We start from the raw sequence: 12,127 nt of genomic DNA on the forward strand, positions 1-12,127 counted from the left end.
GCCATGTCGATGACCACCGCGCGTGCCCGGCTCCCCAAGCCTCGCGGCACGCTGAGCGAACGCGTCTTCCAAGCCGCCCGCGAGCCCGCCCAGGAGGCCCGCTCCACGGGCTACCTCGACGTCGAGCCGGACTCGGCCGACGACGCCGCGATCACGCTGTGGGCGCTCTACGAGCTGTCCTACCGGGGCTTCGAGGACGTCGACGACGCCGCCGAGTGGGACCTCGACCTGCTCCGGGTGCGGCGGCGCCTCGAGGCCGACCTGGAGGCCCAGCTGCGGGCGCGCTGGCCGGGCGTTCCGGCGTACGACGGCGACGGTGGGGCCGCGTTCGAGGAGGCGTTCTTCCGCTGGGTCGAGGAGTTCGAGGGTCCGTCGCTGTCGCGGTTCGTGCAGCGCCAGGCGACCACCGAGCAGGTCCTGGACCTGCTGCGGCTGAAGTCGGTCTACCACCTCAAGGAGTCCGACCCGGCAGCCTTCGTCGTGCCGCGCCTGGAGGTCGAGGCCCGCGCGGGGCTCATGGAGCTGCAGTACGACGAGTACGGCGGCGGTCGCCCCGACCGGCTGCACGCCGGCCTGTTCGCCCGCGGCATGGCGGCGGTGGGCCTGCGCCCCGACGAGGGTGCGTACGTCGACGAGGCGCCCACCCTGGTGCTGGAGCAGAACAACGCGATGAGCCTGTTCGGGCTGCACCGCCGGCTGCGCGGAGCGGCGATGGGGCACCTCGCGGCCTTCGAGGCGACGAGCTCGCTGCCGTGCCGCCGGATGGCCCAGGGCATGGAGCGGCTCGGCATGGCCGCGGAGATGATCGACTACTACACCGAGCACGTCGAGGCGGACGCGGTCCACGAGCAGCTGGCCGTGCGCAACATCTGCGCGCCGATGATCGCGGTCGACCCGGCCGTCGAGGCCGACATCTGGTTCGGGGCCTTCACGTGCCTGGACCAGGAGGCGCGGCTCGCCGGGCAGCTGCTGGAGCAGTGGGAGGCCGCATGAGCAACGCCGACATCGTCGTGTGCCCCGGCGGCCCGCTGCTGATCCGGGGCGACCACGTCATCCGGGACGAGGACGGGGCCGAGCACGCCACCGTCCGGCCCGTCAGCGCGGTCTGCCGCTGCGGCAAGTCCGCCACCAAGCCGTGGTGCGACGGCACCCACAAGCTCATCCCGGAGAAGAACCGACCCTGACCGGCGATAGGGTCTCGCCCCGAGGGGCGGTAGCTCAGTCGGTCAGAGCAGAGGACTCATAATCCTTGGGTCGTGGGTTCGAGCCCCACCCGCCCTACTGAGGTCCACCGCGGCCCGGTCAGGCCATGAGGCGGCGGCGCCGGCCGAGGAACGGCCGGCGCCCCCGATCGGCGGCTGCTACAGGTCCGGCCCGGAGAGATCCGGCCCCGACAGAGCGGGCGCCGGCGCCCGGAACAGGCGCGTCCGCCACAGCAGGAAGCCGAGCCCGAGCGCGACCCACAGCAGGCCCACGAGCTTGGCGGACGACTCGAGGCTGAGCCACAGCCAGACGTTGGCGACGACGCCCAGCGCGGGGAGCACGACGTACCCGAGCCTGCTGTGGCCGCGTCCCTCCCGCAGGAAGCGGACGTAGGTGAAGATCACCGACAGGTTGACGAAGGCGAAGGCCACGAACGCGCCGAAGTTGATCAGGGACGCCGCCTGGTAGAGGTCCAGGAAGACGGCCGTCGACGCGAGCAGCCCGATGAGGATCACGTTGCCCGACGGGACTCCGGCCTTGTTGAGCGCGCAGAACGGCCGCTGGGGGAGGGCGCCGTCGCGGCCCATGGCGTAGAGCAGCCGGGCCGCGCTCATCTGCTGGGTGATGCCGCAGCCGTACACGGCCGTCATGTAGCCCCCGATGAAGATCGCCTGGAACGCCGCGCCCCCGATGTACTGAGCGATCTCCGGCGAGGCGCCGACGATGTCGCCGACCGCGGATACGTCCGGGAAGAGCGCCTGCATGACGTAGGTGACGGTCACGAAGAAGACGCCCGCGACCGCGACGATGATCATGATGGCGCGCGGGATGTCACGCTGCGGGTGGTTGGCCTCCTCCGCGAGCGTGGTCACCGCGTCGAACCCGAGGAAGGACAGCGCCAGCACGGCGGCCCCGGCGCCGATGGCGCTCAGCTCGACGCTCGAGGAGTAGAACGGCTCCCAGGAGAACGTCGAGCCGTTGGCCCCCTCGATCACGCTCTTCACGGTGAGCACCACGAACGCGATCGCGACGGTGAGCTGGATGATCACCAGAGCGACGTTGACGTTGGCCGCGAGCTTGACGCCGACGAGGTTCAGCACGGTGCACAGCACGATGGTCGACACGATCCAGACCCACGCCGGCACGTCGGGGAACGCGACGGTCATGTAGATCGACGAGAGCAGCGCGTTGATCATCGGGAGCAACAGGTAGTCCAGCGTCGCGGCCCAGCCGACGAGGAACCCGAGGTGCGGGTTGATCGCCTCGCGGGTGTAGGTGTAGGCGGACCCGGCGCGCGGGAAGTAGCGCACGATCCGGGCGTAGCTCAGGGCAGTGATCACCACAGCCACGAGGATCACCAGGTAGGACAGCGGGACGTGGCCGTCGGTGATGTCCGCGACGATGCCGAAGGTGTCGAAGACGGCCAGCGGTGCCATGTAGGCCAGGCCCAGGAAGACGATCTGGGGCAGGCTGAGCGTACGGCGGAGCCGGCCCTGCGACGGGTCGGCAGCCGCCGCCCGGTCGGGGCTGACGCCGGGATCCAGTTGTGACATGTCGTTCGTCCTTCTCCTCGGGGCGTGTCAGGTCGGGGCTTCAGTGGTGCGTGGCTGAGCACTGCGTGCGCGGCGTCTCCGGCTCGCGCACGGCGCCGGAGGCCGTCGCGTCGTGGACGATCTCGCCGCCCACGACCGTCAGGGCGGCGTGCTCGTCGAGCAGGGCGGCGGGCTCGTCCTGCAGCTCGTAGAGGTCGCTGGACCACGCCACCAGGTCGGCGGCCGCGCCCACCCGGATCACGCCGAGCTCCTGCTCGGCGTGCCAGGCCCAGGCGCCCTCGCGGGTGTAGCCCGCCAGGGCGGCGTCCAGGTCGATGCGCTGCTCCGGCGTCCACGACGTGGTGCCGTCGAGCGTGGCGCGGGTGAGCGCGGAGTACATCCCCACGAGCGGGTCCATCTCGCCGACCTGCCAGTCGCTCGACAGCGCCACATGCGCGCCGGAGGCCATCAGCGAGCGGATCTGCCAGGCCCGGTCCCACCGCTCCTCCCCGACGTTCTCCATCCAGGTCCCGGCGACGAGGTCGGGGGAGCAGTGGCGCGGCTGCATCGCGGCGGTGACGCCGAGTGCGGAGAAGCGCGCCAGGTCGTCGGGGTGCAGGCACTCCACGTGCACGATGCCGTGGCGGCGGTCCGCCGTGCGGTTGGAACGGCCGGCGGCCTCGATCGCGTCGAGCGCCAGCCGGATGCCACCGTCGCCGGTGGCGTGCGTGTGGGTCTGGAAGCCGAGCCGGTCGAGCTCGGAGATGATCCGGGTGAGCTCGCCGACCGGTGCCGAGGGGTGGCCGCGGTGCCCCGGACGGTTGGCGTAGTCCTCGAGCATCCAGGCGGTGTGCGGCTCGATCACGTCGTCGGCGTACAGCTTCACCGGGCCGAGGCGGAGCCGGGAGGTGGCCGGGATGTCGTCCACCGCCGTCCGCAGGTCGCGGCGCAGCGAGGCGTCGGCGTCGATGGGGTGGAAGAGCGCGGCGATGACCCGTGAGCTGAGGAGGCCGGCCTCGCGCGCGGTCTCTAGGAGCCCGACCTCCGCGAGCGGGACCTGCGGCTCCACGACGGTGGTGATCCCGCAGCGGGTGGCCATCTCGAGGCTGCCGAGAAGCTTGCGGTAGCGCCGCTGGGGCGAGTACATCGGGATGTCACGCTGCAGGGCCGCGAGCCCGGCGCTCGTCATCGCGCTGGTGTAGAAGTCCGTGACCCACCCGGTGGGTCGGCCCTCCTCGTCGAGCTCCGGGTTGCCCCAGGCGATCCGGGCGCCGTCCAACAGGCCGAGGGCGCGCATGGCAGGCTCGTTGAGCCACACCGAGTGCTGGTCGTACGTCGTGACGAACACCGGGCGCTCGGTCAGCCCCGCCAGGTCGTCGGCCCGGGGGCGGCGACCCTCGACGACGGAGTAGACGGCGTTCTCCGCGCACACCCAGGTCAGGTCCGGTCGACGTTGCGCGAGGTCGCTGATGCGGCGACGGACCTCGGCGAGCGTCTCCGCGCCCTCCAGACTCACCGCGTCCGGGTCGAATCCCAGCAGCAGGTGGTTGTGGCTGTCGATGATCCCGGGCGTCAGCAGGGCGCCGCCCAGGTCGCGCGTCTCCCGCGCCGCCGGAGCGTCGGCCGCCGGGCCGACGTAGGTGATCACCCCGTCCGTGACGCCGACCGCCTCCGCCCACGGGGCGGCGTCGTCGAAGGTCCGCACGCGGCCCCGGGTGAACAGCAGATCCGTCAGCACGATGTTCCTCTCCAAGTTTTTTGACAGTAGCGTCAAAGAATTGCGCCGTACAGTCACACGCCCTGGAAGCACGTGTCAAGGCTCACAGCCCTAGAGTCGGGGCCATGGCCCGTCCCCGCCGGCAGGAAGAACGCCGAGCCGACCTCGTCGACGCGACGCTGGCTGCCGTCTCCGAGCGCGGCCTGCGGGCGCTGTCGCTGACCGATGTCGCTGCCAAGGCCGGCCTGACGAGAGGCGCGATCCTCTACTACTACGACGACCTCGACGCGCTGCTGCTGGAGACGCATCGCGCCGGCGTGGAGCGGTTCTGCGACCGCCGGGACGCGATCGTCGCCGCCATCCCCGAGCCCCCGAGGCAGCTCGCGGCCGCCATCCGGGAGGGCCTGCCGAGCGGTCCCGACGACGCCCTGATGCGCCTGCTCTACGAGTTCGACGTGCTCGCCGGGACCTCCTCGCTCCACGACCAGCTGGTCGAGCAGCTCTACCGCCGCCAGCTCGCGACGTACGCCGACATCCTGGGTCGCGGCGTGGCGAGCGGTGCCTTCGCGCCGGTCATGGCGGTGGACGTCGCGGCGATGAACCTCGTGGCCCTCGAGGACGCCTACGGTCTCCACATCGTGGGCGGCAACAGCCTGATCACCGTCGCGAGCGCCGAGGCCGCGATGCGTGAGGCCGCGCGCGCCTTCGGTGCGTCGGTGGACTGCTAGACCGGAAACGGGTTGCGCGGCGCGGCAGCGTTGCTAGGGTCCCCGGCATGGGTGACGTCAGCGTGGCAGTGAGCAGGGGCATGCGTGCCGCCGGCCACGACGCTGCCGCGCCGACCCATGTCATCTCCGGTGCCGCCCTGCTCGCCCTCCGACTGGGCGAGGAGGCCCGCGGCATCCGCGGCCTGGACCTGCTGCGTCGCAGCGTGGACCGCGCGCCGCCCGGTTGGCTCTGACGTTCTCACCAGATCGAGGGGCCGGCGCTTCGTCACCGGTCCCTCCGCCTTTCCCAGCAGTCACCAGAGCCCGTGCGCCCCGGCTGTGAGCCGGGGCGTCGCACCATGCATCACCGACATGGAGGAACGACATGACCGACCGCGTCACCACCCAGGACCGCGAGCTCGACCTGACCGACATCGAGGCCAAGCTCGCCGAGTACGAGGCCGCGCGTACGGCGCAGCTCGCAGGGATCGACACCAGCCCCGACGAGGTGACGGCGGCGTACCGCGAGACCGTCGAGCGCCTGCTGCAGGAGATCCGCTTCGCCCGGGCGCGGATCGCCGAGGGCCGCTACGGCACCTGCACCCGGTGCGGCGCCGACATCCCGCTCGCCCGGCTGGAGTGGCGGCCCTGGGCCGTCACCTGCACCAACTGCGCCCGCTGACGAGGCTCACCCGCGGCGACGCTCGTCACGGTGGAGCCGGCACCGGGCCGGCCGGTGAGGATCCTCACCGGCGGCCCGGTGCCACGTCGGCCACGGCGTCCAGCGGGATGCTGGGGTCGCGCAGGGCGGCGGTGTCCACGGCGGGAGCCGCCACGATGCGACGGATCGCCTCGATCGCGTCCCAGTCGTTGACGTGCATCCCGGCCAGCACCGTGGCGCCCCGGAGCCAGAAGGCGCTGAACACCCGCGCCTCGAGGTCGCCGCGGACGATCACCTCGTCGGATCCCTCCGGTCCGACGTGCCCGACGTACTCCATGCCGAGGTCGTACTGGTCGGTGAAGAAGTACGGCTGGCGCGCATAGGGCTGCTCCTCGCCGAGCATGCTGCGGGCGGCATGGCGCCCCTGCTGGATCGCGGTGTCCCAGTGCTCGACACGGATCCTGCCGAGCAGGGGGTGGTCGTGCTGCGCCACGTCGCCGGCGGCGTACACGTGCGGGTCACTGGCGCGGAGGAACGCGTCGACGAGCACGCCGCGGTCGGTGGCGAGCCCCGCCTTGGCGGCGAGGTGGTCGTAGGGCTCGGCGCCGATGCCCACCAGGACCAGGTCGGGGCTGAGGCGGTGGCCGTCGGAGAGGCGCACGCGGGTCCGGCCGCCGATGTGGTCGACCGACGCGACCGACGTGGCGAGGCGCAGGTCGACGCCGTGCGCGCGGTGCAGGTCGGCGAAGACCGGTGCCACGACGGGCCCCAGGACGCCGGCCAGCGGCTGGGACGCGCTCTCGACCACGGTGACGCTCGCTCCTGCCTCCCGCGCCGCAGCCGCGGCCTCGAGCCCAATCCAGCCGGCGCCGATCACGAGGACGTGACCGGTCAGCCGCGCCCGGAGCGTCAGCGCATCCTCCAGGGTGCGCAGGTACACCACGTCGGCCGCCGACCCGTCGACCAAGGGCAGGCGGCGCGGTCGCGCTCCGGTGGCCAGCAGGAGCCGGTCGTAGCGCAGCTGACGGTCGGCCAGGACGACGTGACGGGTGTCGAGGTCGATCTCGGTGACCGTCGTGCCGGTCAGCAGCTCGATCTGCTGCTCGGCGTACCACGCGGCGTCATGGACGAAGACCGAGTCGACGTCGGCACTCCCCAGGAGCAGTCCCTTGGACAGCGGCGGTCGCTCGTACGGCGGATGCGGCTCGGACCCGATCAGGGTGATCGCGCCGCTGTGTCCCTGAGCGCGCAGCTCCTCCGCGGCGGACACGCCGGCGAGGCCGGCCCCGATGATCACTATCTCCATGGCCTGCTCCCTCTCGTCGTCCGGGTCCTGGTTCATGCCGTCCCCCTGGTCAGGGCCAGGAACTCGGCCCGACTGCGAGGGTCGTCGCGGAGCCGGCCGAACAGCGCCGACGTCGTGGTGCGGGCGCCCGGCGCGCGAGCGCCCCGCAGGGTCATGCACAGATGCTCGGCCTCGATGACGACGCCGACCCCGTCGGGTCGCAGCGCAGTCTGCAGGTGGTCGGCGACGCGTTGGGTGAGCCGCTCCTGGGTCTGCGGGCGCCGGGCGTGGAGCTCGACCATGCGAGCGAACTTCGAGAGTCCGAGGATCCGGTCGCCCGGCAGGTAGCCGATGTGCGCGACGCCGACGAACGGGAGGATGTGGTGCTCACACAGCGACTGCAACGGGATGTCCTGGACCAGCACGAGCTCGTCGTACCCCTCGTCGTTGGGGAAGGTCGTCAGGTCGAAGTCCGGCCCACTGGTCAGGTCGATGAGCGCCCGTGACATCCGTCGCGGCGTGTCGGCGAGCCCCTCCTCGGTCAGGTCCAGCCCGAGCGCGGTGAGCAGGGCCGCGGCTGCCTGCTCGGCCGCCAGGTGGTCGACCTGCGGCCCCGCGTGCATGACGCGGGGCCGCCAGCGGCCGGCCTCCGGCTCGGCGCCGTCGGCGGGGTACGGCGCGCTGCTGGTCATGCCGGTCATGCCGCGTTCCGGCCGCGGCCCCAGGCCAGGCTCGCCAGGGCGAGCGCCCCGACGAGGAGGCCGAAGTCGCGTAGGGCCACGTCGTAGAACTCGCCCATGGTCACCAGGTTGAGGATGATCCCGGCCAGCCAGCCGGCGACGAGCAGGGCGCCGTAGCGCGGCGCGATCGCGACCACGATCCCGGCCACCACCTCGATCACGCCGACGGCCAGCATCGCCTGGTGGGCGGTGCCGGGGACGAGGTCGTTGATCCAGGGTGCGAGGTACTGCTCCCAGTCGGTCAGCAGCTCGGCGAACTTGTCGAGGCCGAACGCGATCGGCGCGATCGTGAAGACGGTGCGCAACAGCAGGTAGGCGCGCTCGGCGCCGGTGCCGCCTCGGGTGGCGCGGAGGGGGGATCCGAGCGTGCCGGGAGTGGACGTGTTCGTGGTCATGGGGTGCTACCTCTCTGGACGGTCTCTCGTCCGGCGGGTTCGACGAAGCCGCCGGTGGTGCTGCATGACCTGTTGGTGTCACCTCGGCCCGGTCGTCTTACCGGCGTCAGTGCCGGCGGTAAGAACCCCTCGGTCCGCCGACACGAAACAGGCATGACCCTTCACGACTCGCCGTCGCTGCCGAACCGCGCCGAGGCGCCGGTCGACGTCCGGTCCTGGCGGCGCCGCGAGCTGATCGAGGGCGGCTTCCCGGCGCCGCTGGCCGACGTGGTCGTCGCCGATCCCCGCTTCGACCTGCATGCGCTGCTGCAGCTGGTCGACCGCGGCTGCTCGCCAGAGCTCGCGGTCCGGATCCTGGCGCCGATGCCCCGCGAGGTGGCACCGTGACGACCGTGAACCCCACGACACCCGAGGTGGTGCCCCCGCCCTCGGACGACTCCTGGCTGACGGACCTGGCCGACCACGGCCCGGACGGTCAGGAGGCGCTCCGAAGGCTCCACGAGCTCCTGCTGCGAGCGACCCGGCACCAGGTGTGGCGCCTGCGGGACCTGTTGCCCGGTGCGGGTGCCGGCGACCTGGAGGACCTGGCCCAGCAGGCGGCCGGCGACGCCATGGTCGCCGTGCTCCGCCAGCTGGGCACCTTCGAGGGACGCAGCCGCTTCACCACCTGGGCCTACAAGTTCGGCGTCCTCCACGCGGGCGTGGCGGTACGCCGGCAGGCCTGGCGTCACCGCGAGGTCTCGCTCCCCGACACGCTGGTCGTGGTCGACGGGGCGCCGGGTCCGGAGGAGCACAGCGAGGCCGCCCAGCTCGCCCGGGCGCTCCAGGCCGCGATCGCCAGTGAGCTCACGCCGCACCAGCGGCGCGTCGTGCTGGCGTTGCTGGTGGAGCAGGTGCCGATCGACGTCCTCGCCGACCGCCTGGGCAGCACCCGCAACGCGCTGTACAAGACCCTGCACGACGCGCGCCGGCGGCTCCGCTCGGCACTCAGCGAGAGCGGCCACCTCGAGCCCCGCCCGAACCGGAGCACCCCATGACCCCCACGCCAGAGCCCATCCGCGGCCTCAGTCCCGAGGCGATCGCCGGCCTGCTGGCCGACACGAGTCCCTACCTGTCCTGCGACGACTGCTTCGCGCGCATCGACGAGTACGTCGAGCGGCGCTTCGCCGACCCGCACTACGAGGACCCGGTGATGTCGGCCCACCTCGCCGGCTGTGGTGCGTGTGCCGAGGAGGCCGAGACGCTGCACGAGCTGCTGGCTCAGGACGCCGGCTGACCCGGTCGACCGGCGCGACGCCGGGTCAGCTCAGGACGTCGAGCGCGATGAGCAGGGTGAGCAGCAGCAGCGTGACGCCGAGCCCGCCGTGGCCGAGCAGCGCGACGCCGGGGATCTGCTTCTCGGCGACGCGCACGTCGGCCGGATCGGGCGGCGTGCCGGGCACGGGGTTCTGGGGCACGTCGACGACCGCGGGCTTGGTGACGGTCCTCAGGCCCATGACGGTGCCCAGCAGCACGCCGAGCGCGACGCTGACGAAGGACGCCCAGGCGAAACCGCGCTCGTCGGTGACAACCCAGCCGATCCACGTCGCGGTCGAGAACCCGCCCAGCAGCAGGTGGCTGAAGACGACCGCGCTCGGCAGACGCGTCGCGTGAGCGGTGCTGTCGAGCCGGCCCGCGCTGAGCGTGTAGCTGAACAGGTACGCACCACCCAGCAGCTGCACGGCGAACAGGCCGATCACGAAGTTCGACACCTCCTGCCATTACCCACCACCCGTCCGCCGTACGCCGCCGGGCGGCGGCTCGCAGGACGCGGTCACTAGGCTGGGGGAGCGGTCCGGGCCTCCCGGGCCGGCGTCACAGATCCGCACCAGCCCCGCAAGCCATCCCCGGAAAGGCCCCCCGTGTCCATCGACCCGACCTTGCTCGACGACCTCGAGTGGCGCGGCCTCATCGCGCACTCGACCGACCGGGAGGCCCTCGCCGAGGCCCTCACCGAGGGCGTCAAGTTCTATGTCGGCTTCGACCCGACGGCACCCAGCCTCCACATGGGCCACCTCGTCCAGGTCCTGACCGCCAAGCGGTTGCAGCTGGCCGGTCACACGCCGTACGCCCTGGTGGGCGGCGCGACGGGCATGATCGGCGATCCGCGCGACTCCGGCGAGCGCACACTCAACTCCCTCGACACCGTCAAGGAGTGGGTGCAGCGCGTCCGTGGCCAGATCGAGCCGTTCCTCTCCTTCGAGGGTGAGAACGCCGCCAGCATGGTCAACAACTACGACTGGACCGCCGGCCTGTCGACGATCGACTTCCTGCGCGACATCGGCAAGCACTTCCCGGTGAACCGCATGCTGGCGCGCGACGTCGTCGCCCGCCGCCTCGAGGAGGGCATCAGCTACACCGAGTTCTCCTACGTCCTGCTGCAGTCGATGGACTTCCTCAGCCTCTACCGCGACCACGGCGTGACGCTCCAGTTCGGCGGCTCGGACCAGTGGGGCAACCTCACCGCGGGCGTGGAGCTGATCCGGCGCTCGGCGGGCGGCAAGGCGCACGCCTTCGCGACGCCGCTGCTGACCAAGTCGGACGGCACGAAGTACGGCAAGACCGAGGGCGGTGCGCTCTGGCTGGACCCGAGCATGCTGTCGCCGTACGCCTTCCACCAGTTCTGGCTCAACGTCGAGGACGAGAAGGTGGGCGAGCTGTTGCGCGTCTTCACCTTCTTCACGCGCGAGGAGATCGAGCGCCTCGAGGCCGAGCACGCCGAGAAGCCGTTCCTCCGATTGGGCCAGAAGGCGCTCGCAGACCACATGACGACCCTGGTCCACGGCGAGGCCGAGACCGAGCAGGCCAAGGCGGCTGCCGCGGCGCTGTTCGGCGGGGGAGACCTCGCCGAGCTGAGCGGTACGACGCTCGCGGCCGCGCTGCGCGAGGCGGGGTCGGTGTCCATCCCGGCGTCGGACGGTCTCCCCAGCGTGGTGGACCTGTTCGTCACCAGCGGGCTCGCCGCGAGCCGCAACGAGGCCCGACGTGCCATCAACGAGGGCGGCGCCTACCTCAACAACGCACGGGTCGAGGACCCCGAGGCAGCCGTGACGCAGGCTGACCTGGTGGCCGGCAACTGGCTCGTCCTGCGCCGCGGGAAGAAGCGGTTCGCGGGCGTCGAGGTGGTGTGACCCAGACCGCACGCGTTCGATTTGTGCTGGGCGCGGCGCTGGTCTAATGTTCTCCGGGTCGCCAACGGAGCGGCGGGGAGCAAGGCCCAACGGCCGGGCTCCCGGCCCCGAGGCGGCCACCTCCTCATTCACCTCATCGGGTGATGCGTGTGTGCCACGGTCATCGACCAGGTCGACGCAGAAGCCCGGCGAGTCGTGTGTGCGGAAACGGCAGGCCCCGCGCCGATTTGGATCGGCGCGGAAAGCCTCCATAAGATCTGCCCCAGATCGACAGATGCGCCAAAACCGCCGAATTGACAAGGCGGAAAGCGAATCTGATAAAGTCTGGGACACAGACAAGGCAGTAAAGCGAAGCGAATCGCGAACGAATTGCGAAAAGCCAAGCGGATCTGATAAAGTCTGGAAAACAAGCCCCGCAGGGGAGAGGCCAACAGCCTCGAGCCGTGGTGCGCGTGTGATTCTTGAGAACTCAACAGTGTGTCAAATAGTCGACGAATTAGTTTGTTATGCCCCGTCGACCACAAGATGGTTGATGGTTTCTTTGACAGATGATTCTGGCAGTTACCCGGGCCTTTTGGTCTGGGTGTGTCAGTGATCTCCTTGTCAGGCATCTCTTTTTCCATGCACGTGAGTGTGTGGGTGTTGTTTTCAACGGAGAGTTTGATCCTGGCTCAGGACGAACGCTGGCGGCGTGCTTAACACATGCAAGTCGAGCGG

The 12,127-nt window shown here is 71.1% G+C and carries 15 protein-coding genes, 1 tRNA gene and 1 rRNA gene; 11 read left to right on the top strand and 6 right to left on the bottom strand.

Features of this window, described 5'->3' with window-relative positions:
• Nucleotides 1-3: 3 nt before the first annotated feature.
• The 3 genes from VGE38_RS03965 (at nucleotide 4) to VGE38_RS03975 (ending at nucleotide 1,281) form a co-directional block, all read left to right on the top strand.
• Complete coding sequence (locus VGE38_RS03965) at nucleotides 4-993, top strand: iron-containing redox enzyme family protein (protein WP_331141236.1); 990 nt, start codon at nucleotides 4-6, stop codon at nucleotides 991-993.
• Complete coding sequence (locus tag VGE38_RS03970; RefSeq protein WP_331141237.1) at nucleotides 990-1,184, top strand: CDGSH iron-sulfur domain-containing protein; 195 nt, start codon at nucleotides 990-992, stop codon at nucleotides 1,182-1,184. Before VGE38_RS03965 ends, VGE38_RS03970 begins: the two co-directional genes overlap by 4 nt.
• A 23-nt stretch (nucleotides 1,185-1,207) precedes the next feature.
• Nucleotides 1,208-1,281: transfer RNA gene (locus VGE38_RS03975), tRNA-Ile, on the top strand.
• Nucleotides 1,282-1,361: 80 nt separating this feature from the next.
• Here VGE38_RS03975 and VGE38_RS03980 read toward each other — a convergent pair.
• Nucleotides 1,362-2,756, bottom strand: a complete 1,395-nt coding sequence (locus VGE38_RS03980; protein WP_331141238.1) for an APC family permease — start codon at nucleotides 2,754-2,756, stop codon at nucleotides 1,362-1,364.
• A gap of 40 nt (nucleotides 2,757-2,796) precedes the next feature.
• On the bottom strand, nucleotides 2,797-4,488 hold the full coding sequence (locus VGE38_RS03985; protein WP_331141239.1) for an amidohydrolase: 1,692 nt from the start codon (nucleotides 4,486-4,488) through the stop codon (nucleotides 2,797-2,799).
• Between the two features lie 89 nt (nucleotides 4,489-4,577).
• Here VGE38_RS03985 and VGE38_RS03990 point away from each other — a divergent pair, with 89 nt between their 5' ends.
• From VGE38_RS03990 to VGE38_RS04000, 3 genes are all read left to right on the top strand, one after another.
• Nucleotides 4,578-5,180 (top strand): TetR/AcrR family transcriptional regulator, encoded by a 603-nt coding sequence (locus VGE38_RS03990; RefSeq protein ID WP_331141240.1) that lies wholly within the window; start codon nucleotides 4,578-4,580, stop codon nucleotides 5,178-5,180.
• 47 nt (nucleotides 5,181-5,227) lie between these two features.
• Nucleotides 5,228-5,413, top strand: a complete 186-nt coding sequence (locus VGE38_RS03995; protein ID WP_331141241.1) for a hypothetical protein — start codon at nucleotides 5,228-5,230, stop codon at nucleotides 5,411-5,413.
• Between the two features lie 131 nt (nucleotides 5,414-5,544).
• Complete coding sequence (locus VGE38_RS04000; protein ID WP_331141242.1) at nucleotides 5,545-5,841, top strand: TraR/DksA family transcriptional regulator; 297 nt, start codon at nucleotides 5,545-5,547, stop codon at nucleotides 5,839-5,841.
• 64 nt (nucleotides 5,842-5,905) lie between these two features.
• Here VGE38_RS04000 and VGE38_RS04005 read toward each other — a convergent pair whose 3' ends face one another.
• The 3 genes from VGE38_RS04005 to VGE38_RS04015 all read right to left on the bottom strand — a co-directional run bounded on the left by VGE38_RS04005 (nucleotide 5,906) and on the right by VGE38_RS04015 (nucleotide 8,240).
• Nucleotides 5,906-7,162, bottom strand: coding sequence for an NAD(P)/FAD-dependent oxidoreductase (locus VGE38_RS04005; RefSeq protein ID WP_331141243.1), 1,257 nt, complete (start codon nucleotides 7,160-7,162; stop codon nucleotides 5,906-5,908).
• The gene (folE, locus tag VGE38_RS04010; protein ID WP_331141252.1) at nucleotides 7,159-7,728 is read right to left on the bottom strand and encodes a GTP cyclohydrolase I FolE; all 570 of its coding nucleotides are present in this window, start codon (nucleotides 7,726-7,728) and stop codon (nucleotides 7,159-7,161) included. Before folE ends, VGE38_RS04005 begins: the two co-directional genes overlap by 4 nt.
• Before the next feature lie 74 nt (nucleotides 7,729-7,802).
• Complete coding sequence (locus VGE38_RS04015) at nucleotides 7,803-8,240, bottom strand: hypothetical protein (RefSeq protein ID WP_331141244.1); 438 nt, start codon at nucleotides 8,238-8,240, stop codon at nucleotides 7,803-7,805.
• Between the two features lie 153 nt (nucleotides 8,241-8,393).
• Between VGE38_RS04015 and VGE38_RS04020 the strand changes: the two genes are divergently transcribed.
• From VGE38_RS04020 to VGE38_RS04030, 3 genes are read left to right on the top strand one after another with little or no spacing between them, the layout of a single operon-like run.
• On the top strand, nucleotides 8,394-8,627 hold the full coding sequence (locus VGE38_RS04020) for a hypothetical protein (RefSeq protein ID WP_331141245.1): 234 nt from the start codon (nucleotides 8,394-8,396) through the stop codon (nucleotides 8,625-8,627).
• A 5-nt stretch (nucleotides 8,628-8,632) separates the two neighbouring features.
• Nucleotides 8,633-9,277, top strand: coding sequence for an RNA polymerase sigma factor (locus VGE38_RS04025; protein WP_331141246.1), 645 nt, complete (start codon nucleotides 8,633-8,635; stop codon nucleotides 9,275-9,277).
• A complete protein-coding gene (locus VGE38_RS04030) occupies nucleotides 9,274-9,516 on the top strand; it encodes a hypothetical protein (protein WP_331141247.1) in 243 nt (80 codons plus the stop codon). Before VGE38_RS04025 ends, VGE38_RS04030 begins: the two co-directional genes overlap by 4 nt.
• Before the next feature lie 25 nt (nucleotides 9,517-9,541).
• Here VGE38_RS04030 and VGE38_RS04035 read toward each other — a convergent pair whose 3' ends face one another.
• On the bottom strand, nucleotides 9,542-9,991 hold the full coding sequence (locus tag VGE38_RS04035) for a hypothetical protein (RefSeq protein WP_331141248.1): 450 nt from the start codon (nucleotides 9,989-9,991) through the stop codon (nucleotides 9,542-9,544).
• A 150-nt stretch (nucleotides 9,992-10,141) separates the two neighbouring features.
• Here VGE38_RS04035 and tyrS point away from each other — a divergent pair, with 150 nt between their 5' ends.
• Together tyrS and VGE38_RS04045 are read left to right on the top strand one after the other, a co-directional pair.
• Nucleotides 10,142-11,410, top strand: a complete 1,269-nt coding sequence (gene tyrS, locus VGE38_RS04040) for a tyrosine--tRNA ligase (protein WP_331141249.1) — start codon at nucleotides 10,142-10,144, stop codon at nucleotides 11,408-11,410.
• 648 nt (nucleotides 11,411-12,058) lie between these two features.
• A 16S ribosomal RNA gene (locus VGE38_RS04045) occupies nucleotides 12,059-12,127 on the top strand; the annotation flags it as partial.

Source organism: Nocardioides sp., assembly GCF_036405735.1.
Lineage (GTDB): Bacteria > Actinomycetota > Actinomycetes > Propionibacteriales > Nocardioidaceae > Nocardioides.